A 26,807-nucleotide genomic window follows, 5' to 3' on the forward strand; every position below is an offset into this window, starting at 1 on the left:
TGGGCTTATTGTTCTCTATTTGCTGATAATGTAAGGGACACGGAATCCGCGAAACGCAGGGCGTGTGGTTTAGCAACTTCTATCTTTGCGAATGTCACATTTTTGGGTGCCATACAGCGCTCAAGTAAGTCTGCTGTCAGCTTCTCTAGCAAAAGAAAGCGGTTGTTCTCAGTATAAGCTATCATTTCTTTGCAAAGCGTTCTGTAATTTACCGCATTTTCGACATCATCTGTATCGTAGGCTTGGGACGCTGGATAGTGTATCCAAGCATTGATAATAACGTCTTGTTTGTTATTTTTTTCGGAATCGTTGAATCCAATGTAGGTTCGTAAACGTAAGTTTTTAATATGAATTTGAGCTTCTGGTTTAATCATAGTTGTGCTTCCATGTTTTGAGCCTATTCATTTGTTAGGCGATATTGTGTCGTTTTCAACCTAGTATGGCAACTCACTAAAATGTGGTCTGTTTATATACTCTTAAATGCTCAATTTGGATTTCATTTATTTCGATTACCGCAGAGAAGTGAGAGATTCTGAGTGGTGTAGCGAAAAAAATAAAAAAACGCTTTTTAGTACATGAAATCAGCCAATAAAGACAAACTGGTGCTTTTAAGTAAAAGTTGGCGCCTAAAGACATCGTGATGAGCTGGTCAATGTCGTTAATGATCTTTATAATACGTCGGTTTTTTGGTGAAGTGAGTTTGTGTTTTACAATTAATTTAATATTAGTTGTTCGCTTATGCATGTTTTCCCGGAGGGGGGTGTGAGCATTGCACATTACGCTTTTTGTGTTCAATTTATTGTTGGGCAGAACATATGTTTAAAATTTCAAAAGGCCTAGATCTTCCGATCTCAGGTGCTCCCATTCAAGTGATTGAGATGGCAACTGCCGCAAGAACAGTCGCTGTGATCGGTCCTGACTACCATGGAATGAAACCCACCATGTTTGTCAAGGAAGGGGATAAGGTAAAGAAAGGGCAAGTTATCTTTACAGATAAGAAAACGGAAGGTGTTAAATACACGGCTCCTGCTTCTGGTACGGTAACCGCTGTCAATCGTGGAGAAAGACGCGTCTTTCAATCTGTTGTTATTAAGGTTGAAGGTAATGAGTCTGAAACTTTTGCCGCTTATTCTGGCTCTGAATTAAAGTCATTAGAACGTAATAAAGTGGTTGATAATCTAGTTGATTCTGGATTGTGGACCGCGTTCCGTACACGTCCTTTTTCGAAAGTGCCTGAAATCGCTTCGGCGCCAAGCTCTATTTTCGTTACTGCTATGGACACTAATCCGTTGGCCGCTTCTCCAGAAGTTGTGCTTGCAGATCAGGCTGAGGCGTTTGCTGATGGTCTGACGGTATTAGCGCGTTTGACGACGGGTAAGGTGTTTGTTTGTAAGGCGGCCGGAACTAAAATTCCGACTACGTCAGATGTAACGGTTGAAGAGTTTTCTGGTGTGCACCCTGCTGGTCTTGCTGGTACGCATATCCACTTCCTTGATCCAGTCAGTGATAAAAAAACAGTTTGGTCTATCAATTACCAAGATGTTGTCGCTATTGGCAAGCTTTTTGTTACTGGTGAACTTAACGTTGAGCGTGTTATCGCATTGGCGGGACCTCAGGTTAAAAACCCTCGATTGGTTCGCACTCAAATGGGTGCAAGCTTAGGCGATCTAGTAGCGGGCGAATTAGCCGATGGTGAGAACCGGGTTATTTCTGGTTCCGTACTTTCAGGTCGTAATGCTGCTGGTCCTTTTTCTTATTTAGGTCGTTATCACAATCAAGTCTGCGTATTGCTTGAAGGTCGTGAGCGCCAGATGATGCATTATCTTCGTGCAGGTGTAGAAAAACATTCTCTTATGAATGTTTTCTTGTCAAAGCTCACGGGTAAAAAATCATTTGATATGACAACGACGACCAATGGCAGTGACCGAACTATGTTGCCGCTTGGTAATTTTGAGCGTGTTATGCCGCTTGATATTTTGCCAACTCAGTTGCTACGTGCGTTGGTTGTGAATGATACGGAGCAAGCTCAGAAGCTTGGCGTGCTTGAGTTAGATGATGAAGATTTGGCTTTGTGTACTTACAGTTGCTCAGGTAAGTTCGAATATGGCCCGATCCTTCGAGATTGCCTAACTCTAATAGAGAAAGAGGGTTAATTCATGGGGCTTAGAAAAGTACTCGATAAAATAGAACCTGAGTTTCACTCAGGTGGGAAATACGAAAAATGGTATGCGCTTTTTGAAGCGGTAGATACTATTTTTTACCGTCCAAGTTCTGTTACCAAAAATGGCTCCCATGTTCGTGACGCGGTTGATATGAAGCGCATCATGATTTTGGTTTGGATGTGTACATTTCCAGCGATGTTTTTTGGTATGTACAACATTGGTCTGCAGGCGAATACCGCTATAGATGCGATGGGTGTTGCGCCAGCGGACACTTGGCGTCATAACATTATTGGAGCATTGACCAATTATGATGCCTCAAGCATATGGGACAATATGATTTACGGTGCAATGTATTTCTTGCCTGTTTATCTTGTTACCTTTGCTGTCGGCGGTTTTTGGGAGGTTTTGTTTTCTTCCGTGCGCAAGCATGAAATAAACGAAGGCTTTTTTGTAACGTCTATCCTGTTCGCATTGTCTTTACCAGCAACGGTTCCTTTATGGCAAGTTGCCTTAGGGATTAGTTTTGGTGTTGTGCTTGCAAAAGAAGTGTTTGGCGGTACAGGCAAGAACTTCCTTAACCCTGCATTAGCCGGTCGTGCTTTCTTATTCTTTGCTTATCCAGCGTCTATGTCTGGTGATGCGGTTTGGACGGCGATTGATGGCTTTTCTGGTGCAACCGCATTGAGCCAATTGGCTGCCGATGGTGTGGCTGGACTAACCGTTTTTTGGAATGATGCATTCTTTGGCTTTATTCAAGGTTCAATGGGTGAAACATCAACTCTGGCTATCTTGATTGGTGGTGGTGCACTACTGATTATGCGGATTGCCGCGTGGCGTATTGTTGCTGGCGTTATGTTGGGTATGGTTCTGACTTCTGCATTATTTAATGTTATTGGTTCAGAGACTAACCCTATGTTCGCTACACCATGGTATTGGCATCTAGTTTTAGGTGGCTTTGCGTTTGGTATGATGTATATGGCGACGGATCCAGTATCTGCATCGATGACGAATCGTGGTAAATGGTTCTATGGCGCATTAATCGGTTTAATGGTCGTGCTTATTCGAGTTGTTAACCCAGCGTACCCAGAAGGTATGATGTTGGCGATTTTGTTTGCGAATTTGTTTGCACCATTTATTGATCACTTTGTGGTTCAGGCGAACATTAAGCGGAGGATTGCACGCAATGGCTAGCAGTAACGATAGTATTAAAAAGACCATTATAGTTGCCTTATCCTTGTGTTTGGTTTGTTCTATTTTTGTTGCAGCGGCAGCGGTAGGGCTTAAACCCATTCAAAAGGAAAATAAGGATCTAGACCGTAAGCGAAATATTTTGTCTTCAGCCGGTATGCTTGTACCGGGTAAGTCAGTAGATGAGATTTTTGAAACAGTAGAGACTCGTATCGTTAATTTGCAAACAGGCACCTTCGCAACGGAAGCTGAAATTAAAGCTGCGGGTATTAAACCTGCTACTTATGATCAGAAGGCGGCGTCGAAAGATCCACAGTTGTCTGTTGCTTTGAGTGGTGGGAATGATCCTGCGAGCATTAAACGTCGCGCGAATTTTTCAGCTGTTTATCTTGTTAAATCAGGTGATGATATAGATCGAATCATTGTTCCAGTTCATGGTTATGGCCTCTGGTCTACTATGTATGGCTTCATGGCATTGAAAAGTGATTTCAATACTGTGATTGGCTTTGGCTTCTATTCTCAAGGTGAAACTCCTGGGCTGGGCGGTGAAGTTGATAACCCTAACTGGAAAGCGTTGTGGAAAGGTAAAGAGGTCTATGATGACCAAGGCGAAGCAGTGCTTCATCTTGTTAAAGGTGGTGTAGATAGCTCAGACCCAAAAGCAGCTTATAAAGTTGATGGCTTATCTGGTGCAACTCTAACGAGTCGTGGTGTCACTAATCTTGTTCAATACTGGCTAGGTGAGGAGGGCTTTGGCCCTTTCTTGGCAAAGCTTCGTAGCGAAGGAGTTCAATAATGTCTGAATTTAGAAAAGTCCTCTTTGGGCCAATTCTTGCGAATAACCCGATTGCTTTACAGATCTTGGGTATTTGTTCAGCGTTGGCGGTAACGAGCAGTCTGAGTGTTAGTTTGGTTATGGCGATTGCCTTAACGTTAGTAACTGCTTTTTCTAGCTTTTTTATAGCGATCATTCGTAACCATATTCCAAACAGTATTCGTATCATTGTTCAAATGATCATTATTGCCTCTTTGGTTATTGTGGTTGATCAAATTCTTAAAGCGTTTGCTTATGAAATTAGTAAGCAGCTTTCTGTGTTTGTTGGCCTGATCATCACTAACTGTATCGTAATGGGCCGCGCAGAAGCGTTCGCCATGAAAAACGGTCCAGTGATGAGCTTTGTTGATGGTATTGGTAATGGCTTAGGCTACAGTGCTATGTTGATCGTGGTTGCTTTTTTCCGCGAATTACTCGGCGCTGGTAAGCTTTTTGGTGTTGAAATATTTGCCACTGTTCAGAACGGCGGTTGGTATCAGCCTAATGGCTTAATGCTGCTTCCTCCAAGTGCGTTCTTCGTGATTGGTTTGGTTATTTGGGTGTTGCGTTCTTATAAAACAGATCAAATTGAAGAGCCTGACTTTAAGATTGCAGCCCATTCGCGTGTAAGGGAGGCGTTCTAAATGGAACATTTAATCAGTTTGTTCGTTAAGGCCGTTTTTGTTGAGAATATGGCGTTGGCCTTCTTTCTTGGCATGTGTACCTTTTTGGCTTTGTCCAAAAAAGTTGATACAGCGATCGGTTTAGGGATTGCTGTTATTGTTGTTTTGGCAATTACGGTTCCGTTAAACAACCTTTTATATCAAAACCTTTTGGTTGATGGTGCTCTTGAATGGGCAGGTCTACCTGGCGTTGATCTGAGCTTTCTAGGTCTACTGAGCTACATCGGTGTTATTGCCGCTATTGTTCAAATACTAGAAATGGCACTAGATAAATATGTGCCTGCTTTATACAACGCATTGGGTGTATTTTTACCACTTATCACAGTGAACTGCGCCATATTGGGTGCTTCCTTGTTCATGGTTGAGCGTGACTATAACTTTAGTGAAAGTCTTGTTTACGGTGTGGGTGCTGGTGTTGGTTGGGCGTTAGCGATTGCTGCGCTGGCTGGAATTCGGGAGAAGCTTAAGTATTCAGACGTACCTGCAGGGTTACGTGGTCTTGGTATCACGTTTATTACTGTCGGTCTGATGAGTTTGGGCTTTATGTCATTTTCTGGTGTTCAGCTTTAATTTGCTGTTCAGTGGGACAACCAAGAATAAGGTTTAACTAACATGGTCAACTTAGAGATTATTCTGGGTGTGGTGATGTTCACGGCTATCGTATTGGCATTAGTAGCAATTATCCTTGCTGCTCGTGCTCGTTTGGTAAGCACTGGTGACGTTACAATTCGCATCAATGGTGAAAAAGAGATAACAGCCCCTGCGGGTGGTAAGTTATTGCAAACATTGGCTAACAGCGGCGTATTCCTTTCGTCTGCTTGTGGCGGTGGCGGTACTTGTGCACAGTGTAAATGTAAGGTGACGAGTGGTGGCGGTTCAATGCTATCCACGGAGCAATCTCATTTTACTCGTCGTGATGAAAAAGAAGGGTATCGTTTGTCCTGTCAGGTTTCTGTGAAACAAGACATGGATGTAGAGGTGCCTGAAGAAGTATTTGGTGTTAAAGCATGGGAATGTACCGTTGAGTCAAACCCTAATTTAGCAACTTTTATCAAAGAGCTGACGTTAAAGTTACCTGAAGGTGAGAATGTCAACTTCCGAGCTGGTGGTTATGTTCAGCTTGAAGCACCTGCGCACACAGTGAACTACAAAGACTTTGATATCGAAGAAGAATATCGCGGTGATTGGGATAAATTCAATCTTTGGAAGTTCGTTTCTAAGGTTGATGAAACCGTTATACGTGCTTATTCAATGGCAAATTATCCTGAAGAGAGAGGTATTGTTAAGTTTAATATCCGTATCGCTTCACCGCCGCCTGGTAAAGATGATCTGCCTCCTGGTCAAATGTCGTCTTATGTGTTCAGTCTTAAGCCTGGCGATAAGATAAAAGTTTACGGCCCTTTTGGTGAGTTTTTTGCTAAAGATACCGATGCAGAGATGGTGTTTGTCGGTGGTGGTGCTGGTATGGCGCCAATGCGGTCACACATTTTTGATCAGCTTAAACGTTTGAGCTCAAAGCGTAAAATTACCTTTTGGTATGGTGCTCGTAGTATGCGTGAAGCATTCTATACGGAAGAGTACGATAAGCTTCAAGCGGAGAATGAGAACTTTGAGTGGCATTTGGCGCTTTCTGACCCTCAGCCTGAAGATAACTGGGAAGGTAAAACAGGGTTCATTCATAATGTTCTTTATGAAAATTACCTTAAAGATCATCCTGCTCCAGAGGATTGTGAGTTCTACATGTGTGGACCTCCAATGATGAACGTTTCTGTGGTTAAGATGTTAGAAGATCTTGGTGTAGAAAAAGAAAACATTCTATTGGATGATTTCGGCGGCTAGCACCTAAATAAAGACCCACCTTTTGGTGGGTCTTTATTTTATTGGCAACTAGAAAGACTTTTTATGCGTAAAAAAATACTAATTTCTGCTTTCTTATTTATCGTTATTGCGACGGTATATCGTTTTTCCACCTTTTCTCCTGAATTGGTGAGCTTCTCTGGCCCTACAATGGGAACGACATACACAGTAAAATTTTATACGACTGAAAATATAAAAAAACCTTCGGATTTAAAAGGAGGTGTTGATGCTGCCTTGGTAAGAGTTAACAAACTAATGTCAACTTATGACCCAAACTCAGAACTTTCGGTTTTTAATAAATTACCTGCAAATCAATTTTCTAACATTAGCGAAGACATGGCTTATGTTATTGATAAGGCTTTATTGATTAGTGAAATGAGTGGTGGAGAGTACGATATTACCATTGGCCCTCTGGTTAACTTGTGGGGCTTCGGACCTGGGGATCGAGAAGATAAGGTGCCAAGTCAGGTATTAATTGACGAGGCGAAATCACGCGTGGGTTATCATTATCTAAAGCTTGATGGTCGCAAGTTGACGAAAGAAAAAGACATCTATGTAGATTTATCTTCTATTGCAAAAGGCTACGGCGTGGATATGGTTGCGCAAGTGCTGCAAGGTAGGGGGGTAGAGAATTATTTGATTGAGATTGGTGGTGAAATTTTATCTAAAGGTGTGAAGGCTGACGGTACATCTTGGAAAGTGGCAATAGAAAGTCCTGCAGGCGGTCATGGTATTGTTGAGCGAATCATGTCAGTAACTGATATTGCTGTTGCTACCTCTGGTGATTACCGGAACTATTTTGAAAAAAATGGTGTACGCTATTCCCATACAATAAGCCCTAATACGGGTCGACCTATTACACATCGATTAGTTTCTGTTACCGTGGTAGATAAAACAACGACCATGGTCGATGGTCTGGCGACGGCAATTACGGTGCTTGGGCCTGAGAAAGGATTCGAGTTTGCTCAGAAAAATGGTATAGCCGCTTATTTATTGATAAAAACGGATTTTGGTTTTGAAGAACGCCCATCGGATGCGTTCAAGCCGTATTTGCAATAAGTGGTGTTTTTGATTTTTTGATTTGAGGAGAAACCTTATGTTGACGATTGTTTTGGCATTTGCCCTGATGCTTCTATTAGTTGCGGCTATGGCCGTGGGTGTGTTGATGGGAAGAAAGCCTATCTCTGGTTCTTGCGGTGGTATGAGTTCTTTGGGTATGGAAGTCGCTTGCGATATTTGTGGCGGCGATAAAGGTAAGTGCGAGAAAGAAACGAAAGAAAACGCCGTTAAAAAAGTTTCTGATGACACGTTTTATGACGCATCTAAATAATTGAATTGTAAAGAGGGTATTATGACAACAAGACATTATGATGTGGTGGTTTTAGGGACAGGTCCGGCAGGAGAAGGCGCTGCTATGAGCGCTGCAAAAGCAGGAAAAAGAGTGGCTGTTGTTGAAGCTAGCTCGCAAGTAGGCGGAAGTTGTACGCATCTAGGAACGATTCCTTCAAAAGCATTACGTCATGCTGTTAAAGAGATAATTGTCTTTAATACTAACCCTATGTTCCGTGATATTGGTGAGCCTCGTTGGTTTTCATTTCCTAAAGTGCTAGATCGCGCAAACCGAGTGATAGATCAACAAGTTATGGGTCGTACTGAATATTATGCACGTAACCGAATTGATATTTACTTCGGGCGTGGCAAATTTAAAGATGCGAATACCATAGAGGTTAATACCTACGAGAAAGGGCCTGAGTTGCTTGTGGCTGATAAAGTGGTCATTGCAACGGGCTCTCGTCCATACCGTCCTGCGAATATTGATTTTTCTCATCCTCGTATTTACTGTTCTGACACTATTTTAAGTCTGAGCCACACACCTCGTTCTTTAATTATTTATGGGGCCGGTGTTATTGGTTGTGAATATGCCTCAATTTTTTGTGGTCTAGGTGTGCGTGTTGAGTTAATAAACCCAGCTAAAAAGTTACTTAGCTTCTTGGATGACGAGATCACCGACGCCTTGAGTTATCATTTGCGCGATGGTGGAGTACTTATCCGCCATAATGAAACATATGACTCCGTTGAAACGACTGAACGTGGAATTGTCATGCATATGGCATCTGGTAAAAAATTGCGTGCAGATGCCTTGTTATTTTGTAATGGTCGTTCAGGTAATACGGATAACTTAGGATTAGAATCTATTGACTTAGACGTTAATGGTCGTGGGCAGCTTGCTGTTAATGATACCTACCAAACGCAAGTTGAAAATGTTTATGCTGCTGGTGATGTTATCGGTTGGCCTAGTTTGGCAAGTGCCGCTTATGATCAAGGTCGTGCTGTTGCAGCTAATATGTACGGGACAGAAGGCGCTGAGTTTATTAGTGAGGTTCCAACAGGGATTTATACTATTCCTGAAATTAGTTCTATTGGTAAAACTGAGGCTGAACTCACTGCGGAAAAAGTACCGTACGAAGTGGGTCGTGCTTTCTTCAAGAATACGGCTCGAGCGCAAATTACGGGTGAAGCGGTGGGAATGTTAAAAATACTCTTTCATCGGGAAACTCTAGAGCTATTAGGGATTCATTGTTTTGGAGACCAAGCCTCTGAAATTGTCCACATTGGCCAAGCTATTATGAAGCAGCCTGGTGAGCAAAATACGCTGAAATATTTCCTAAATACAACGTTCAACTACCCAACGATGGCGGAAGCCTATCGCGTTGCTGCATTGAATGGCTTTAATCGAGTATTTTAGTTTTTATTGGTTATTAAAAAAGCGCTCATCATAATTATGATGAGCGCTTTTTTTTGATTCGCTTTTGCTTTAATACCCGAATTAACTGCCTTTTATGGCATAAATACCTTTAACGTTTCTGAAAAAACCTTTGTAATCCATACCGTAGCCGAATAAAAATCTATCAGCTACATCGGTTCCGACATAGTTCGGTATCATATTAGTTTTTCGGTCATGCAGTTTGTTGATGACGGTTGCTGTGTGTACGCTACATGTTTCTTGTGATTCTAGCCACTGGGAGATGGCTTGTAGTGTGTGCCCTTGGTCAAAAATGTCGTCCACGACAAGAATGTGTCTATCTTTTAGGCTTGTTTTTGGGTAGCTAAGCCAGTTAAGAGAGGCGCCTTCGGTTTCCATTCCATAGCGTGTTGCGTGAATGTAGTCGAGTTCTAATGGGAAGTTTAGGCGTTCTATTAAGGCGGCCGTCGGTACTAGACCGCCATTCATAACGCACAAGACGAGAGGGAGTTTGTCAGCAAGATCAATAGTGATCTGGGCTGCCATTTTATCAAGAGCTTCATTCAGTTTTGCTTCGTCGACTAAGCAATCTGCCTCATCTAAGATTTTGTTTAGGTCATTGATTGTTTGCGTCATGGTGGGCCCTATTATAGAAATTTGCGGGATTTTACATTAATCCTGACCAGATGCTAAGTTTTTATATTATGCAGTGTTGCGCAAAGGCAGATCGAGGCGAGAACTATTAACCACGAACTTTGGAGCCATACCAGAAATATAGGGATAGCTGCGAATGCGCCATATACAACTTGATAGCTAGTAAAAAACTGGGCGAAGGAGCTGAATATGGTGTTTAGAATATATAGACCAACGCTACCTATCAAAGCCGATATTGAAGCCCATTTGATTGATACATCAGCGTTAGGAGTCAAAAAATTCAATGTTAAAAGCATTAAAAAATAGAGTGTAATACTGCCTAGCTCTAATAAGCCATTAAGCCAGAGGTTTGTCTCTACATTGCGTATTTGAATGGATATGAGGGCGCCATATAAGCTTAACGATGTTGCAAAAATAATTGGTCCTAAGGTAAGTATTGCCCAGTAGGTTAATAACCGTTCTCTTAGTTTGCGTGTTTTTCTAATTTCCCAGATTGACTGTACGCTGCTTTCAAAGCTATTTAGTAGAAGAAGTGCTGTGATGAAAAGTGCGACTAATCCAGCAATGGGTAGGTTTTTAGTTTGTGCTGAAAACTTAATTAGATAAGGGAGCATTACATCACTAGAGCCTGGGGCTAAATGTTGTTCAATAAGTCGAAATAGCTGGGATTGCATCGCTTCCAGTGCTGGGGTAAAGCTTAGTATGCCAAGAATGATAGTGATGATGGGGACGGCAGCGAGTAAACTTGAGAGTGTAAGTTGCGCTGCTTTTTGTGAAAGGTTGCTGTTTTGGAATCGTGTTATTGTTAGATGTCCATAGCGTTTTAGAGTTAGAAAAAAATAGATTAGATGTTCAGGCATAGTAACTGTGCTCGGTTAGATGAGCTATATACAATATCACAGCTTAAAAAAGATTATAAAAAACTTCCTTCTAGTGCACATTGCACAAAAAGAGTGCAAGGTGATGCCTTTTGGCGCATCTTGCTTGTTTTTACAATGACCTGCTTGTATTATTTGACGTGTTCCTTTTGTGATATTTTTTCTGTTGAACAGCGAATATTAGCTATTCTCGGCTCCTCAGTTACAAATAGTCATTTTAGCCCAGTTTACTGGGCTTTTTTATGTCTATCGGTTGACGATTGCTATTCCATCCCTATAATAGCCCACCACAAGAAATGTAATGAATTTAGTTCCGTTAGCTCAGTTGGATAGAGCAACCGCCTTCTAAGCGGTAGGTCACTGGTTCGAATCCAGTACGGAGCACCATTTCAGTCCACTAGTTTAATTAATTTTCATTTAGGTTTTGTTGGTGGTAATTGAATAGATGTCTTGTTAATGACGAGATTGCCAACAAATTAAAGCAAGTTCCCGAGAGGAAGTTTTATGCAAGTTTCTGTAGAGACAACGTCTCCAATCGAGCGCGTTCTGACTATTAGTGTTCCAGCTGCTCGTGTTGACGAAAAAGTAAGTTCTGAAGTGGCTAAAACAGCGAAAACTATTCGTATAGATGGTTTTCGCAAAGGCAAAGTACCTGTTAGTGTTGTTAAAAAACGCTATGGCCAAGGTATTCGTATGGATGCTGTAGAGCAAATAATGCGTGACGCTTATGTTGAAGCGATTCAAAAAGAATCTATCCAACCAGCTGGAATGCCTTCAATTGAGCCTAAGAACTTTGCTGAAGGTGCAGATCTTGAGTTTGTCGTAAAGGTAGAGGTGTACCCAGAAGTTACTTTGGCTGACAATACCAGCATTAAAGTTGACCGCGTTGTATCTGATGTAACAGATGCTGATGTTGATGTTATGTTAGAAACTTTGCGTAAACAAAATGCTGAATGGACTGCCGTTGAGCGTGCATCAGCAGATGGCGATCAAGTTACAATCGACTTCGTTGGTTATTTAGGTGACGAGGCTTTTGAAGGTGGTGCTGCTCAAGCGCACAAATTGGTTCTTGGTTCTAACACTATGATTCCTGGCTTTGAGTCTGGCGTTCTTGGTGCTAAAGCAGGTGAAGAGCGTACAATTTCTGTGACTTTCCCAGATGATTACCAAGCAGAAAACCTTAAGGGTAAAGAAGCAAGCTTTAAGATCACAGTATCTGAAGTTGCTGAGCAAGTTTTGCCTGAATTAGATGATGCTTTTGTTGAAAAGTTCGGTCTTGCAGAGGCCACTATAGATGCTTTACGTGCCGAAGTTCGCAAAAATATGGAGCGTGAGCTTAATCAAGCAATAAAAGCAAAACTTAAAAATGCTTTGTTTGATGGTTTATTATCTATCAATGAAGTTGAAGTACCTTCCGCTTTGATTGATCAAGAAGTTGATGCACTTCGCAAGCAAGCTGCAAGTCAGTTTGGTGGTGAAGGTTTTGATGCTTCTCAGTTGCCAGCAGAGTTATTTCAAGATGAAGCGAAAAAACGCGCTAAACTTGGTTTGCTAATCTCTGAAGTTATTAAGAAAGACGAATTGAAAGTTGATGATGATCGTGTTCGTGCTTTCTTAGAAGATATGGCTCAGGCTTATCAAGAGCCACAGCAAGTTATTGATTTTTACTTAAAGAACAAAGAACAAATGTCGCAAGTGCAATCTGCTGTACTTGAAGAGCAAGTTGTTGATAAACTGTTAGAATCTGCCCAAGTTACTGAAGTAACGTTGGGATATGAAGACGCTATCAAGCCAAATGCCCAAGCTGAAGAGGCTGGGGAAGAAGCATAAGACTCGTCTTATCTTTTTTAATAAGGTCGACATAGCGTTTGTTATGTCGACCTTTTTGTTTTAAGGAATGCGATATGAAGTTGACGAATCCAACTACCGGTCCAGTTGCGATCACAAGTAATGGCCTTGTTCCAATGGTTATTGAGCAGACTGCTCGTGGAGAAAGATCATTTGATATTTACTCGCGCTTGCTTAAAGAGCGAGTGATTTTTTTGGTTGGTCAAGTTGAAGATCACATGGCTAACTTGGTTGTGGCTCAGTTGTTATTTTTAGAGTCAGAAAACCCAGATAAAGATATTCATTTGTATATTAATTCCCCTGGCGGCTCAGTAACCGCGGGAATGTCTATTTATGATACGATGCAATTTATTAAGCCAGATGTAAGTACCATGTGTATTGGTCAAGCGGCAAGTATGGGCGCTTTATTATTGACTGCTGGTGCTACTGGTAAGCGTTATTGCTTGCCAAATTCACGAGTAATGATTCACCAGCCTCTAGGTGGTTATCAAGGCCAAGCTTCAGATATTGAAATACATACACGTGAAATTTTAAGCATTAAGCATAAGCTGAATGAAATTATTTCTTTTCATACAGGCAAGCCAATTGAACAAGTTGCTATCGATACGGATCGTGATAACTTCATGAATCCAGAAATGGCAAAAGAATATGGTTTGATTGATGAAATTTTGCAAAAACGAAAAGTTTAAGAAAAGGGTGGAATAAATGTCGGATGATAATTTTAGCCGTGGCGACCACTCCGATCGGTTATTGTTTTGCTCTTTTTGTGGAAAGAGCCAAGACGAAGTAAAAAAACTTATCGCAGGGCCTTCAGTCTATATTTGTAATGAGTGTGTAGATTTATGCAATAACATCATTACACAAGAGCTTGCTCAGATTAATGAAGATGGTGAGTCTGCTGATGAGTTGCCAACGCCGTCAAAATTGAGTGCGGCACTGGATGATTATGTTATCGGGCAAGATAAGGCGAAACGAGTCTTAGCTGTGGCGGTTTATAATCATTACAAGCGATTGCGTCATCAGGGTAAAACCGATACGAGTATTGAGCTTGGTAAGAGTAATATTTTGCTAATTGGCCCAACGGGTAGTGGTAAAACGCTCTTGGCTCAAACGCTTGCTCGTGTTTTGGATGTGCCTTTTACTATTGCTGATGCTACGACACTCACAGAAGCGGGTTATGTTGGTGAAGACGTAGAAAACATCATTCAAAAACTATTGCAGAATTGTGATTATGATGTTGAAAAGGCTCAGCGAGGCATTGTTTATATAGATGAAATAGACAAAATTTCTAGAAAGTCTGACAACCCATCGATTACTCGTGATGTTTCCGGTGAAGGTGTTCAGCAGGCTTTGCTTAAGCTGATTGAAGGTACGGTTGCTTCTGTTCCTCCGCAAGGTGGGCGTAAGCATCCTCAGCAAGAGTTTCTGCAAGTTGATACGTCAAATATACTGTTTATTTGTGGTGGTGCGTTTGCTGGTTTAGAGCGTGTTATCAGTGATAGAACGGAAAAAAGTAGCATTGGGTTTTCTGCGACAGTGAAAAGTAAAGATGAGGGGAGATCCTTTTCTGAAGCGGTTCACCGTGTAGAAACTGAAGATTTGGTTAAGTTCGGTCTAATTCCAGAATTTGTTGGTCGTTTGCCGGTAGTGGCGACGCTTTCAGAGTTGGATGAAGAAGCGCTGATGACTATTTTGAGCAAACCTAAAAATGCGCTTGTAAAACAGTACCAACATCTGTTTGAGTTAGAAGGTGTTGAGTTAGAATTTACGCCAGAGTCTTTGCGTGAAGCGGCTGTTTTGGCCTTAGAGCGTAAAACCGGTGCTCGAGGGTTGCGTAGTATTTTAGAGTCTGCCTTGTTGGATTGTATGTATGAACTTCCTACTCGTAACGACGTCGTGAAGGTTGTTATGGATGGTCCTTCTATTCGTGGTGACTCTGCGCCTTTGATGGTGTTAGAAAAAGAAGAGTTGGCTAAAAACGCCTAAATCTTATTTTTCAAAGTTATTGTGTAAGGCCGAACTTAAGTTTTATAACTTGATTTCGGCCTTTTTTATTGTGTTTCGTATTTATAATCTTGTGTAAACTAAATTGAAATGCGTCTTACGCTTGTAATTTAGGGCTTTGCCCCTATCTCTTTCCTAATCAACGTTGAAATATAAAGTGCGCTTTTCCTGATGCGCCCGGATTGGAAAAAAATATGTCAGATTCTTTGCTCCTGCCAATGCTGCCACTTCGTGATGTGGTTGTGTATCCCCATATGGTACTGCCGTTATTTGTTGGTCGTGCTAAATCCATCGCAGCGTTAGAGTCTGCAATGGAAAATGATAAATATGTTTTTCTTGTTGCCCAACAAGATGCTTCTAAAGACGATCCGACATTAGAGGATCTTTATTCTATTGGTACGACGGCGAAAGTCATGCAATTGCTACGTTTACCTGATGGCACGGTTAAGGTTTTAGTGGAAGGCGCTAAACGTGCCCGTCTTGAAAAGATGGAAGACGCTGATGGGTTTGTTTTGGGTAGTGTTGTTGAGCTTGACCTTCAAGAAGAAGATCAAACAGAGCATGGTGTGATTCGTAACGCCCTGCTTAAACAGCTGGATGAGTATGTGGCGGGTAGTAAGCGTATTCCTGCAGAAGTTGTGGCGTCATTAAAGTCCATCGATGACCTTTCGAAGCTGATTGACAATATTACTGGTCATATGAGTTTGAAGCTTGAAGATAAGCAAAAGGTGTTAGAGGTTGATTCGCTGACTGGGCGCGGAGAGTACCTTATTGGTTTAATGGATGGCGAATTGGATATTGCTCATCTTGAGAAAAGCATCCGTAGCCGTGTAAAGAAACAAATGGAAAAAAGCCAGCGTGAGTACTATTTAAATGAGCAAATGAAAGCCATTCAAAAAGAGTTGGGAGATATGGAAGATGGTGGTAATGAGTTAGATCTGCTTCAAGAAAAAATTGCAGAAGTAGGTATGTCAGAAGAGGCAAGAGAGAAGGCTGAAGCGGAACTGAAAAAACTGCGAATGATGTCGCCAATGTCTGCAGAGGCAACGGTTGTTCGGGGCTATATCGATTGGTTAACGTCCTTGCCTTGGACGAAGCGCAGTAAAGTGCGTAATGATTTAGCTCACGCTGAGAAAATATTGAACCAAGACCATTATGGCCTGCAAGATGTTAAAGAGCGCATCTTAGAGTTTCTTGCGGTGCAGCAGCGTGTAAAGAAAGTTAAAGGGCCAGTATTATGTTTGGTCGGGCCGCCGGGAGTAGGTAAAACGTCTTTGGGGCAGTCTATCGCGAAAGCGGTTAACCGAAAATATATTCGGATGGCGCTTGGCGGTGTGCGAGATGAGGCGGAAATACGTGGTCATCGCCGTACTTATATTGGCTCTATGCCCGGTAAGTTGCTTCAGAAATTGGCTAAAGTGAAGGTGAAAAATCCACTCTTCTTACTTGATGAAATAGATAAAATGGGCATGGATCAGCGCGGAGATCCCGCTTCTGCCTTGTTGGAGGTGCTTGATCCAGAGCAAAATCATACTTTTAATGATCATTACCTTGAAGTGGACTTTGATCTTTCAGATGTGATGTTTATTTGTACGTCCAACAGTATGAATATTCCTGGGCCATTACTTGATCGTATGGAAGTAATCCGCATCCCTGGTTACACAGAAGATGAAAAACTCAACATTGCTAAACGTTACTTATTGCCGAAGCAAATTAAGTTAGCGGGCCTAAAAGAGAGTGAAATTCAGGTTTCTGATAGCGCTTTAATGGATGTTATTCGCTACTACACTAAGGAAGCAGGTGTCCGTGGATTGGAACGTGAGCTAAGTAAAATTTGTCGTCGAGTCGTTAAAAAACAAGCATTAGGTTCTAAAAAAGAACTTAAAGCGGTCGAAGTGACGAGTGAAAATTTGGAAGATTTTTCTGGTGTTCATAAATTTAGTTATGGAAAAGCAGAAGAAAAAAATCAAATTGGTCAGGTTACTGGATTGGCTTGGACTTCTGTTGGTGGTGAATTATTGACGATTGAGGCCGCTGGTGTTGTTGGTAAAGGTCGCCATGTGAAGACTGGATCACTGGGTGATGTGATGCAAGAATCCATTCAAGCTGCCTTAACGGTGGTTAGAAGTCGAGCAATTGGTCTTGGTATTGATGAAGATTTTCATGAAAAAACGGATCTTCATTTACATGTTCCAGAAGGGGCAACACCAAAAGATGGTCCAAGTGCTGGTGTTGCTATGTGTGTTGCTATTGTTTCAGTGCTTACTAAGATCCCTGTTAAGGCCTCTGTGGCTATGACTGGCGAGATTACGCTTCGCGGAGAGGTGTTACCCATAGGTGGGCTAAAAGAGAAACTCTTGGCGGCTCACAGGGGAGGCATAAAAACGGTGATTATTCCGCAAGAAAACGCTCGTGATTTGAAAGAGATTCCTGATAATATCAAAGCAGACATTGAGGTCATTCCTGTTAAATGGATAGATGAAGTGCTGGATATTGCTTTAGAGTACATTCCTTCACCAAAAAAGGTAGAAACCTTACCTTCGAGTGAAAAAACTGTTGATGAACAAGAAACTGTGAGTCATCATTAAGAGCATATCCTGTGTTGACAGGGAGTAGGTCGGGCTTGTATAACTTCTCGCTCGGTCTTGTCGGTAGCACTTATACTGCGCCGAAAAAAACTAAGGATCCAAGAAAAATACTGAAGGGGTACAACGTGAACAAATCTGAATTGATTGATGCTATTGCGGCGTCTGCTGATTTATCTAAAGCTTCTGCAAATAATGCTCTTGACGCTACTTTAAAAGCAATTGAAGCGGCTTTGGCAAAAGGTGACCAGGTTACACTAGTTGGTTTTGGTACTTTTGCAGTAAAAGAACGTGCGGCACGTACAGGCCGTAATCCTCAAACTGGTGAGGAAATCCAAATTAAAGCAGCGAAAGTTCCTGGTTTTAAAGCCGGTAAAGGTCTAAAAGACGCTGTAAACTAATGTTTTTGGAGCAGTAGTTCAGTTGGTTAGAATACCTGCCTGTCACGCAGGGGGTCGCGGGTTCGAGTCCCGTCTGTTCCGCCATTAGACACAAAAGGTGTATTCCAAGTGGAATGCACCTTTTTTATTTGTCATTCATTAACTCATTTGGAGGCAGTAATGCTCCAGGATATCAGAGATAAGTCACAAGGCATTGTGGTAAAGATCATCGTTGGTTTTATCGTTGTGACGTTTGCTTTATTTGGAGTGGACGCCTTAGTTAACAGCTTTATTTCTTCGGAGAGTGTTGCAAAAGTTGACGGGGTTGAGATTACCCGAACACAGATGTTGCAAGGAGCAGAAACTCAACGTCGACAATTAATTTCAATGATGGGTGGGCAAGTTAACCCTGCATTACTTGAAGATAATTTACTTCAACGTCGCGCTCTAGAGGAGCTGATTCAGCGTGTTGTGTTAGCCAATCAGGCTAAAGGGTTGGGTTTAGGAGTATCAGATGCTCAAGTAGATGCTTATTTATTACAAGCCGAACAGTTTCAAATTGATGGTCAGTTTGACCAAAATACATATCTTAACTTCATCCGATCTCTTGGTTTTACGCCGTTGGCCTTTAAAGAGCGTATTAAGCAAGATGTTTTGATTCAGCAGCCTCGAAATGCAATATCAGGCTCTGAATTTGTTTTACCTTATCAAGTAGACAGTGTCTCTGAATTGCAATCGCAAGAAAGAACGTATGATTATGTTTCGTTCTCTTTGGCAGATGAGTCGGAAAACACCAGTGTGTCAGAGGATGAGTTAAAAGCGTATTACGATGCTAATAAAGAAAATTTTAAAACGCCTGAGCAAGTTAAAGTTAATTACGTTGTAATTTCCAGTTCGGATTTTTACAGCAAGGTCAATGTGACGGATGCAGAGTTGCAAGAAGCTTACCAAGCATCTATTTCAAGTTTAGCGCAAGAAGAAAGATCAGCGTCACATATTTTGATTGATACAACAGATCTAAGTGATGACGAGGCTGAAAGCCGTCTTGAAGAGATTCAGGCTAAGTTAAAATCTGGTGAAGATTTTGCGGTTTTAGCGGCTGAATATTCTGATGACATTGGTTCGAAAAATGATGGCGGTAATCTAGGTTATGTTGAAAAAGGCACGATAGATCAAGCTTTTGACGATGCATTATTTTCAATGAAAAAGGGCGAGCTAAAATCCGTTAAAAGTGGGTTTGGTTATCACCTTATTAAATTGAACGATATTACTAAGCCAGATGTACCAACGTTTGCATCTAAAAAAGCAGAGTTGAAGCAAGATCTATTGGAAGCTAAGGCAATTGATGCGCTGTTGACGGCGCATGAAGATATTACCGATTTAGCTTACGCTAGTGACAACTTAGATATCATCGCAAAAGAATACGGCGTAGACGTTCTTCAAAGTGCGTATTTTGGGCGTGATGGCGGTTCTGATGAAGTGACTAGTAACGCATCAGTTATTGCGGCAGCATTCGGGAATGCGGTGTTGGAAGATGGCCAAAATAGTAACTTGATTGAATTAAATGATGACCAGGTTGCGGTGTTGCATTTGAATGATCATAAGCAGGAAGCTTTCCAGTCTTATGAGGATACGAAGGAGCAGGTTGCTTCGATAGTGGTTCAAAATAAAGCCGTCGCTTCTCTTCGGGTTAAAGCAGATGAAGCGAAAAGTGCAAGTACTACTGAGTGGTCTTCTGTTGAAGGTGCTAAGCGTGGTCAAGATGAAATGACGTCATTGGCCTTCTCTTTGCCTCATCCAAATGGCGATCCTGTGATTGAAGTTAAGGGCTTATCAAATGGTGATTTGGCTTTGATTAGATTGAATAAGATTGATGTTGGTAGTGAGTTGGTATCTGATGATCAAAAACTGGTCTACGAGCGTTACTTGAATCAAACTCAGGCTAGTCTTAGTACCCAAGGTCAGCAGGATTTTTTAAAAAATAAGGCTGAAATAGAGCGATAAGTTTCTATTTATCCTAAAAAAGCCACTCATCTAGAGTGGCTTTTTTATTGCTCTATTATGTTAGTTTGAAAGAGATGTTAACCAATTGTTTGCAGGGATGAAGAAGGCTTGTGCCGTTGTTGCTCTAGTGTATTTCATTAGGTGATCGGTATTGCCATCTTGATCACCTTTTATCATGCTTTTCAGCATCATATTGAAAGTTTCTGGCGTCTTACTATAACTTGCAAACATAAGACCTTTTTCTGTCAAAGATGCAAAAGGAATACTTTGGCGCAATATTTCCATTGCACACCCATTTTCATCTTTTAGTGAGGTGCGTTTAGTGTGCGCATGAACAGATTTCTCAGAGGAAGGGTATTCTTGGTTGGTGTGTTTAGTGCGGCCATAAACGTCTTCTTGCGTTTTGAGATCTTCTTTTTCCCATCTTTCTAAATTGTGTACGAAGCGAATTAGGTTTAAGTATGATCCATTTTTAAAGTCGGGGTCTTCTTTGCCTACCAGTGCGACTGTTTTGCGTTGCTCGCCTTCTGGATTTTCGGTTCCGTCTACAAATCCAGTTAAGTCTCGGTTATCCATATATTTAAAGCAGCTGACTTCTTCCGCTAATGTGACGCTTGTGCCAAAAGCTGAATAAAGCGTGCAGCCTAATTGGTAGGTAGCGTCATGACGTGAAGATCGAATGTGAAGGACAAGATCAACATCAGTGGGCTTTATTTCTATTTCTTTGCCTGCTATATGAGGAAAAGGCGCAAGGTATTTTGGGCGCCTTGTTGTATCTAACTCGTCCCATACTTGATCGCTTAGGCCTATGGTTGCGTGTAAGTGTGCATCTGGGAACTGATGTTGAAGTTTAGTAATAAGGGCAGGAGCGACGGCTAAAGCGGCTTTAAATGCACAGATTTCTGCTCTATTAATATTGAGAGTAATGAAAAGGGCGTCACTTGACGCCTCGGCGATAATACCTGATTGAAATGGTGTCGTCATAGTGGTCCTTTTAGAAAAATCGGCGTGATTAAAAATTTGGATAAAGTGTTTTTAGCTGACTTGCCTGAGAAGGTTTGGCTTGGCCGCTGGTGTACTCTTCTAGTGCGACAGCAAGAGGTTCGCCTTGCCACTCATGGCTGGGATTATTGGAGTACATCATCAATTCAGACTCCATTAGGAGTTGCGTGACCTGAACGGACGTTAATCGTTTTATATCATCGACGCTACGGATTTCATCGTCTCCCCATCGATGACGAGCCCATTCCAGCAGGCTTGATCTGAGTTGAGGTAGATTATTTTGCTGGCAGCACGTTATTAGCGTTTTATAGGCGCTCTGCTCATCGATTGTGTTAAGAGGTGCGAACTCTTGTAATGTTGGGACGTGGTTGAGGGTGTTAGGCTGTGCTTTTCTGCGTTTAAACCTGATGCTTAACCAAGCACTAATTAGAAAAACAGCTAATAGTAATAAACCAATGACAAGGTAGTGACGAAAAGAAATGCCTTGATCTACTTGTGTCAGCTCAATGTCTAATGCACTCGGCTCTATGGTTTTAGCGTTCGGTTTTTTCGCCAAGGAAATAGGGGCAACAGAGCGAGTTTGTGCTGGCAAAGGTTCACTGATGGTCGCTTTATCGGCTTCTTTTTTGACGGTTCCATTTGAGCTGTTTGGCAGTGGAGCAATGCTGATTTTTTGAGTGGATGCTGTCGCCGTCCTAATGATTCTTTGTTCTGTATCCCAATAAACAATGTTGATATCGGGTAGTACTAAGCTGCCTTCTTCGGTTGGCACGACTTCAACGATGATGGTTTGATTGCCTGTGACGCCGTTGGCTGTTTTTTGATTGTCAAATTTAGGAGGTTTTGGGTAAAGCTTATAGTTAGGTGTGCTATTAAAATCCAGTGTTGGAATTTGTTCAGGCAGTGCGCCTTTGGCATTAATATTAATGGTCCAAATGAGGGTGTCACCCACTCTAGGGGTGTCGCTTGTTTTGCTTAAAGAAGTGGATACTGTTACTTCTTGGCTAGGCAGCCAGGTGTCACTTGAATAGCTTGCGGGAATAGGCAGGACTTGTAGATTAAGAGGCTCGCTTTGAACCTTGATCATCCTTCTACCCGTCGAGGTGTTGATCATCGCTTGTATGCTTTGGGGTGGTAAAGTTAATACGCCACTGCGCTGGGGAAACGCCAAATAGTCGCGAGTTAATACCTGATATTGCGTGCCGTTAATGGTTTCATAGTTCATTTGATCGTCAATCAGTCTTTCGACGACAAGGTCAGGGTGAGAGGGGACAGAGCGATTGGCATTTTGCATGGCGACTGAGGTGTACAGTTTGACGCTTAAAATGACTTCTTGTTGTAAATACGGTTCTATTTCAGACACTTCCGTTCTCATGATAACGGGAGGGTTACCGTTGCTGTCCATGAGTTGAGGAGAGCTTTTAATGACTAATCTGATTGGCTCAGATTCATGGGCGCCAATTTTAATAGGAGGAATTTCGACCGTACCAACGGATTTTGGCATCAATGAAACGACCCAAAAGTTTAACGCCGTGCTGGTGCCTAAGTTAAAGCTAAATTGACTGTTTTGGCTTTTACCTAAAATATCAAAGTCGCGTTGTAGTGGCGTGAGATCCGGGCCATTCCCCGTATCGGAAAAGTCTGCTCTTAATGTGAGCTGCACGACTTCATTTTCAATGGTGACTTCTTTGTTGAGAGACGCAGTAACGCTTGCTGCAAAAAGAGAGTTTGATGAGGTGATAAAAAATAGGACAGCCATTAATGAGTAAAACAAACGGCTGAGCTTGTTTGGCGAAGTTAATGAGAAGAAGTATTGCTTTACTACCATGGGTTTTGCCCATCCTCTTGCGTAAATCGATTTTCATTGCGTTTTTCTTGGTGCAAATACCAAAGTTTGCGCTGTAAAAGCTTCCCAGGATCATCTTGGATTTGCTTTAGCCATTGTTTTAATGCCTGTTCTTTTTCTTTGTCTAATGTTGTCTTAGCTTGCTCATTTTTGTTTTGACTGTCTGAGCGTTTATTTTGTTTATTATCCTCAGGTGTTTTGTTGTTGTCTTGTGTTTCGTCTTTTTTATTGTCTTTTTTTGAATCAGATGGATCTTTTGAGTCATTTTTATCATTAGCGTCTGATTGGTTTTGTTTGTTCTGATCCTTCTTCTCATTCTGTTTGTCTGAGGAACTGTTTTCTTTCTCTTGTTGTTTTTTCTTTTTTTGTTCCTGTTCTTGCTGTTTTAAGTATTCGAGGTTCTCTTTGGCGGCTTTTAAGGATGGGTCTTGCTCTAGCGCTGTTTCATACGCTTGCATCGCTTTCTTTGTGTCGCCAGACAATGCCAACGCGTTACCTAGGTTGTAATTTTCTGCCGCATTCTTGTCCAGCTTATCCAGTGCTTGTATTGCTGCAGGGTAATTTTTTAACGCATAAGAGGATGCGGCCTTCCAGTTTGGTTGTTGAAAATGACGATCAGCCTCTTGCCAGTTCCCTTGGTCAACCGCGCGTTGTCCTTTTTGGTCTTGAGTCAAAAACCAATCCAGAGGCGATGCTTGTAGCTTTTCAGAGGACAAAGAAAAGAGACCTAGGAAAAGCATCAATACCATACCTTTTCTAAATTGAAATGCGAGCCAAAGCAGAAAGGGCAGAGCAAACCAATGTCCTTGTTCGGTCCAGTGAATGCTTTTATTTTGGGCTTTTTGAGTTTGCTCGTTATTCAGTGATGTGCTGGTTATTTGCGCAAGCTCACGAGAAGTTAATCGCCCTTGGTGAAATCTGCCTCCAAGATTTGTGGTTAGTGCTTTTAAATCGGATATAGGCACTGCTGGAATAACATTCATGCCATTTCTTTTCAGAATTTGGCCGTCAGGAAGTTTAATTAGAGCGCCTTGTTGAGTCCCTATCGCAACTATATCCAGCTGTATGTTGAGGTCTTTTAATAGCGTTGGAATTTTTTCTTTATCATGTTGGCTAAGGTCATCGGTGAAAATGATGAGATGTAAAGGTGCCGAATCGTCTTTATTGAGTGATAAGGCGGTTGCGACTCCACTGCTTAAATTGCCGCCATATACAGGCATGATGATTGGGTCGAGTGCCAACAGAAAATGAGTGATAGTTTCTCTGTCTTGGCTAAAGGGGCTAATAATAAAGCCTTCGCCTGCGAAGGCTACCAAAGCTATTTCGCCTTCTTTACTTTGCTCTAATATGTCTCTGATCGTTTGTTTTAATTGGGTCTGTCTATTAGGTTTGATGTCTATGGCGTACATGGATAAAGACTGATCAACAACTAAAACGGTTTTCTGGGTGTTTTCGAACATGGTTGTTGGGTTTTTTGTCCAGCTTACGCCAGCTAAGCCAATCCAACACAATGTAAGCGCCATCAGTCCTAGCCACATATTCATGTTAGTGGATGCGTTTTTATAGACAAGGTGATTGAGCAGGTTTTGATCAACCACTTTATGTAAGGTATTTTTCTTCGAATTGTTTAGACGAAAGAAAAAAGCCACTAGCAAAGTGAGTGGGATAAAAAGAAGCCAGTAGGGACGCTCAAAATGAATAACATCAAAAAGTATCATGAGCGGCCTCCTTTACGCCAATTCCTTGTTCTCAAAGAAACTTGTTGACTGGCAAGCAACGATAAAGCTAGAAAAGCAACAGATCCAAAGCCTAACCATTGAAACAGACTGGTTAGCGGCCGCTGCCAAATATCTTCAGCTGGAGTGGGCTCTAACGCATCAAGGGTCTGGTAGATAGTTCGTAAGTCTTCGGTGCTTTTGGCGCGGAAATACTCTCCGCCAGTTTGAGCGGCAATATTTTTTAACAAGGTTTCGTCTAAATCGCTGGATGGGTTAATGGCTTTTGGGCCAAAGAAGCTTTGCACGATCATGCTGTCAGCCCCTATGCCGATGGTGTGTATGCGAACATTTTGTGAAGCGGCAAAGGTGGCGGCCTGTTGTGGTTGAACTCGGCCTGCGGTGTTGGCGCCGTCTGTCATGAGAATAAGTACTTTTTTGTCGGATGGTTTGTCTTCCAGTCTTTTGATGCCCAACCCGATTGCATCGCCGATGGCCGTCTGTTCTCCAGCAAAGCCTATTTGTGTTTCTTGAACCAGCTGATTAATGGTCTTGGTATCAAAACTCAACGGCGCTTGAAGGTAAGCTTTCGTGCCAAAGACGATAATACCAATGCGGTCACCTCGTCGTTCTTTTATAAAGTCGGACAAGACCGATTTAGCGGCTTTGAGGCGGTTTGCTGGTTGGTCATTGAGTGTCATATCGGTGACTTGCATGCTGCCCGATAAATCCAACGCGATAAGTAAGTCGCGCCCAGATGGCGTGACTTTGGTTGGTTCACCTAACCAGACAGGCTGAGCTATGGCCAATATCAACAAAAACCAGCTAAGTACTAAACAGGTATATCTAAGTGTTGGGTTTCTAGGAAGAACGTTACTGCCCTGATGATGGATTAGTTGTGATGTATTGCCCCACCAGATGCCATCGCCTTTCACTTTGGTTTTGGGGAGAAAATACAGGACGAATGGCAAGGGTAAAATAAGCAGAAACCAAGGCCAAGAAAGCTCAAGCATGGTGTTTCCTTATCCAGTAGCAAGTGACGTTTATCATTTCTTTCCGCTGTTCGGGGGTTAACTCAATATGATCGCGGTATAGTCCATCTACGAAGTCAGAACCCAGTGCCGAGAAACGATGTTTTTCTGGCATGGTGTTGTCAATTTTTTGCAACAGTGTGGCGCTAGGTAAAGCCGCTATTTCGTTTTGTCCTTCACTTATCAAGCAACGGCGAATCATTTCATGGCACAGTAAAATGCATGCTTTGTCTGTCAATTCGCTTGATGTTGTTCTGATGTTAGAAAGCGCTTCTCGACGATAGGCGTGCTTTTGATGGCGTCGGTAAAAGAAAATAATGACGGCCATTATTAATAAAATAATGGCCGCCAAGACCAACCAAGTCCACCAAACAGGCGGCCACATAGGGACTGATTGAGGCAGTAAATACGCGTTGTTGGGCAAATCTATGATTGTCTGTACGGGAGCGGTAGGCATCAGTGTAGCGCTCCTTGAGACAGCAAATAACGCGCTATTTTTTCTGGAGATTCAGTAATGTCAAACAATTGGTGACGAATGCCAAAAGCGGCCAGTTTTTTACGCATCAGCGCATTTTGTTCAAAAAAATCTATTTTTGCCTGCTGCATACTGTGTTTACTAATGTTCACTTGTTTGACACCGTGACGGTCGGCCATCTGATATTGGCCTGCGGGCAAGTTATAAACATTGCTGTCGATGATTTGTATCCAATGAACGGAATTGTGTTTGGCTAGCCGCATTAGCGCGCTTTCTTCGCTGTCGCTCCACGTTTGTTTGTCCGTCAGAATAATCACGTCTTTATTATGTATCTTGTTTGTTAGCAAGGTGTTTGACCAAATACTATCAGGGCGACTCTCATTGGTTCGGTGTTCTAAATGAGACGCCTCTTTTAGTTGGCTTAATAGAAACGAAAGGGTTCTAGATTTATTACTGGCGTGTTCTTCTGCACCGTAGGTTAAGCGATAGGAAAGCGTGTCACCTTGCTGTTTTGAGCGCCATGCAATAATGCCCGCCAACTGGATTAACCGTGTGGAAATAAAAGTGTGACGCGTTCCAAAGTAGGCGCTACTAGAAAGGTCTAACAATAAAAGTCGCTGGTGGTCGTTTTCCTGCGCGTAAAGTCGAGTATGTGCTTGACCTGTACGAGCCGTAACTCGCCAGTCAATGTGCCTTAAGTCGTCGCTGGCTTGATAGGCGCGTAGTTCAAGCATTTCCATGCCGTGACCTTTTTGCCGAGAGCGGCGTTCACCGGCACTTGTTGCAAAGCGAATGGCTTTTGGCGCTCGTCCTAAATGCTTGGCGTAATGTGCCAATAGGGCAAAATGGGCGTCATCCAGCTCTGGGGATTCGGGTGATAATAATGGGCTCATCGTACTAAAATACCTTGTGTTGCTGTTCTTTGAGTTAGCGAGCCT

At 42.2% G+C, this 26,807-nt stretch carries 24 protein-coding genes and 2 tRNA genes; 17 read left to right on the forward strand and 9 right to left on the reverse strand.

Annotation, left to right across the window (positions count from 1 at the left end; translation table 11 throughout):
• Nucleotides 1–5: 5 nt before the first annotated feature.
• Nucleotides 6–374, reverse strand: a complete 369-nt coding sequence (gene folX / locus M3I01_RS07820) for a dihydroneopterin triphosphate 2'-epimerase (protein ID WP_255895245.1) — start codon at nt 372–374, stop codon at nt 6–8.
• Between the two features lie 441 nt (nt 375–815).
• Between folX and M3I01_RS07825 the strand changes: the two genes are divergently transcribed.
• The 9 genes from M3I01_RS07825 (at nt 816) to sthA (ending at nt 9,450) form a co-directional block, all read left to right on the forward strand.
• Nucleotides 816–2,153, forward strand: a complete 1,338-nt coding sequence (locus tag M3I01_RS07825; RefSeq protein WP_255895246.1) for a Na(+)-translocating NADH-quinone reductase subunit A — start codon at nt 816–818, stop codon at nt 2,151–2,153.
• A 3-nt stretch (nt 2,154–2,156) separates the two neighbouring features.
• Nucleotides 2,157–3,353 (forward strand): NADH:ubiquinone reductase (Na(+)-transporting) subunit B, encoded by a 1,197-nt coding sequence (locus tag M3I01_RS07830; protein ID WP_255895247.1) that lies wholly within the window; start codon nt 2,157–2,159, stop codon nt 3,351–3,353.
• Nucleotides 3,346–4,146 carry a Na(+)-translocating NADH-quinone reductase subunit C gene (locus M3I01_RS07835; protein WP_255895248.1) on the forward strand — a complete coding sequence of 267 codons (801 nt, stop codon included), beginning with the start codon at nt 3,346–3,348 and terminating at the stop codon, nt 4,144–4,146. Before M3I01_RS07830 ends, M3I01_RS07835 begins: the two co-directional genes overlap by 8 nt.
• Nucleotides 4,146–4,808, forward strand: a complete 663-nt coding sequence (locus tag M3I01_RS07840) for an NADH:ubiquinone reductase (Na(+)-transporting) subunit D (protein ID WP_112138011.1) — start codon at nt 4,146–4,148, stop codon at nt 4,806–4,808. The genes M3I01_RS07835 and M3I01_RS07840 overlap by 1 nt, the downstream gene beginning before the upstream one ends.
• The gene (gene nqrE, locus M3I01_RS07845) at nt 4,809–5,417 is read left to right on the forward strand and encodes an NADH:ubiquinone reductase (Na(+)-transporting) subunit E (RefSeq protein ID WP_112138012.1); all 609 of its coding nucleotides are present in this window, start codon (nt 4,809–4,811) and stop codon (nt 5,415–5,417) included.
• Nucleotides 5,418–5,459: 42 nt separating this feature from the next.
• Nucleotides 5,460–6,686, forward strand: a complete 1,227-nt coding sequence (gene nqrF, locus M3I01_RS07850; RefSeq protein WP_255895249.1) for an NADH:ubiquinone reductase (Na(+)-transporting) subunit F — start codon at nt 5,460–5,462, stop codon at nt 6,684–6,686.
• A gap of 63 nt (nt 6,687–6,749) precedes the next feature.
• A complete protein-coding gene (locus M3I01_RS07855) occupies nt 6,750–7,763 on the forward strand; it encodes an FAD:protein FMN transferase (protein WP_255895250.1) in 1,014 nt (337 codons plus the stop codon).
• A 37-nt stretch (nt 7,764–7,800) separates the two neighbouring features.
• Nucleotides 7,801–8,034, forward strand: a complete 234-nt coding sequence (gene nqrM, locus M3I01_RS07860) for a (Na+)-NQR maturation NqrM (protein ID WP_255895251.1) — start codon at nt 7,801–7,803, stop codon at nt 8,032–8,034.
• Nucleotides 8,035–8,055: 21 nt separating this feature from the next.
• Nucleotides 8,056–9,450 (forward strand): Si-specific NAD(P)(+) transhydrogenase, encoded by a 1,395-nt coding sequence (sthA, locus tag M3I01_RS07865; protein WP_255895252.1) that lies wholly within the window; start codon nt 8,056–8,058, stop codon nt 9,448–9,450.
• 81 nt (nt 9,451–9,531) lie between these two features.
• Here the strand turns inward: sthA and M3I01_RS07870 are convergent, their stop codons facing one another.
• Nucleotides 9,532–10,083 (reverse strand): hypoxanthine-guanine phosphoribosyltransferase, encoded by a 552-nt coding sequence (locus tag M3I01_RS07870; protein WP_255895253.1) that lies wholly within the window; start codon nt 10,081–10,083, stop codon nt 9,532–9,534.
• Nucleotides 10,084–10,136: 53 nt separating this feature from the next.
• Nucleotides 10,137–10,961: a YihY family inner membrane protein gene (locus M3I01_RS07875; protein ID WP_255895254.1), complete on the reverse strand. Its 825-nt coding sequence runs from the start codon at nt 10,959–10,961 to the stop codon at nt 10,137–10,139.
• Between the two features lie 328 nt (nt 10,962–11,289).
• On the opposite strand from M3I01_RS07875, the gene M3I01_RS07880 reads away from it, so the two are divergent.
• The 8 genes from M3I01_RS07880 to M3I01_RS07915 all read left to right on the forward strand — a co-directional run bounded on the left by M3I01_RS07880 (nt 11,290) and on the right by M3I01_RS07915 (nt 19,800).
• Nucleotides 11,290–11,366: transfer RNA gene (locus M3I01_RS07880), tRNA-Arg, on the forward strand.
• Between the two features lie 117 nt (nt 11,367–11,483).
• On the forward strand, nt 11,484–12,809 hold the full coding sequence (gene tig / locus M3I01_RS07885; protein ID WP_255895255.1) for a trigger factor: 1,326 nt from the start codon (nt 11,484–11,486) through the stop codon (nt 12,807–12,809).
• 74 nt (nt 12,810–12,883) lie between these two features.
• Nucleotides 12,884–13,516 carry an ATP-dependent Clp endopeptidase proteolytic subunit ClpP gene (clpP, locus tag M3I01_RS07890; RefSeq protein ID WP_255895256.1) on the forward strand — a complete coding sequence of 211 codons (633 nt, stop codon included), beginning with the start codon at nt 12,884–12,886 and terminating at the stop codon, nt 13,514–13,516.
• Between the two features lie 16 nt (nt 13,517–13,532).
• On the forward strand, nt 13,533–14,813 hold the full coding sequence (gene clpX / locus M3I01_RS07895; RefSeq protein ID WP_255895257.1) for an ATP-dependent protease ATP-binding subunit ClpX: 1,281 nt from the start codon (nt 13,533–13,535) through the stop codon (nt 14,811–14,813).
• A 212-nt stretch (nt 14,814–15,025) separates the two neighbouring features.
• Nucleotides 15,026–17,419, forward strand: coding sequence for an endopeptidase La (lon, locus tag M3I01_RS07900; protein ID WP_255895258.1), 2,394 nt, complete (start codon nt 15,026–15,028; stop codon nt 17,417–17,419).
• 110 nt (nt 17,420–17,529) lie between these two features.
• Nucleotides 17,530–17,817, forward strand: a complete 288-nt coding sequence (locus M3I01_RS07905; RefSeq protein ID WP_255896119.1) for an HU family DNA-binding protein — start codon at nt 17,530–17,532, stop codon at nt 17,815–17,817.
• Between the two features lie 7 nt (nt 17,818–17,824).
• Nucleotides 17,825–17,901: transfer RNA gene (locus M3I01_RS07910), tRNA-Asp, on the forward strand.
• A 75-nt stretch (nt 17,902–17,976) separates the two neighbouring features.
• Entirely contained in the window at nt 17,977–19,800 is a 1,824-nt protein-coding gene (locus M3I01_RS07915) for a SurA N-terminal domain-containing protein (protein WP_255895259.1), read from the forward strand.
• A gap of 60 nt (nt 19,801–19,860) precedes the next feature.
• Here the strand turns inward: M3I01_RS07915 and M3I01_RS07920 are convergent, their stop codons facing one another.
• The 6 genes from M3I01_RS07920 to M3I01_RS07945 are packed head-to-tail and all read right to left on the reverse strand — an operon-like array spanning nt 19,861 to nt 26,762.
• Nucleotides 19,861–20,784, reverse strand: a complete 924-nt coding sequence (locus M3I01_RS07920) for a Dyp-type peroxidase (protein ID WP_255895260.1) — start codon at nt 20,782–20,784, stop codon at nt 19,861–19,863.
• A 28-nt stretch (nt 20,785–20,812) separates the two neighbouring features.
• The gene (locus M3I01_RS07925) at nt 20,813–22,630 is read right to left on the reverse strand and encodes a BatD family protein (RefSeq protein WP_255895261.1); all 1,818 of its coding nucleotides are present in this window, start codon (nt 22,628–22,630) and stop codon (nt 20,813–20,815) included.
• Entirely contained in the window at nt 22,624–24,366 is a 1,743-nt protein-coding gene (locus M3I01_RS07930; RefSeq protein ID WP_255895262.1) for a vWA domain-containing protein, read from the reverse strand. Before M3I01_RS07930 ends, M3I01_RS07925 begins: the two co-directional genes overlap by 7 nt.
• Complete coding sequence (locus tag M3I01_RS07935; RefSeq protein ID WP_255895263.1) at nt 24,363–25,376, reverse strand: vWA domain-containing protein; 1,014 nt, start codon at nt 25,374–25,376, stop codon at nt 24,363–24,365. Before M3I01_RS07935 ends, M3I01_RS07930 begins: the two co-directional genes overlap by 4 nt.
• Nucleotides 25,369–25,851, reverse strand: a complete 483-nt coding sequence (locus M3I01_RS07940) for a DUF4381 domain-containing protein (protein WP_255895264.1) — start codon at nt 25,849–25,851, stop codon at nt 25,369–25,371. Before M3I01_RS07940 ends, M3I01_RS07935 begins: the two co-directional genes overlap by 8 nt.
• On the reverse strand, nt 25,851–26,762 hold the full coding sequence (locus M3I01_RS07945; RefSeq protein ID WP_255895265.1) for a DUF58 domain-containing protein: 912 nt from the start codon (nt 26,760–26,762) through the stop codon (nt 25,851–25,853). Before M3I01_RS07945 ends, M3I01_RS07940 begins: the two co-directional genes overlap by 1 nt.
• Between the last annotated feature and the right edge of the window lie 45 nt (nt 26,763–26,807).

The sequence above is a fragment of the Marinomonas maritima genome (assembly GCF_024435075.2).
Classification (GTDB): Bacteria; Pseudomonadota; Gammaproteobacteria; order Pseudomonadales; family Marinomonadaceae; genus Marinomonas; species Marinomonas maritima.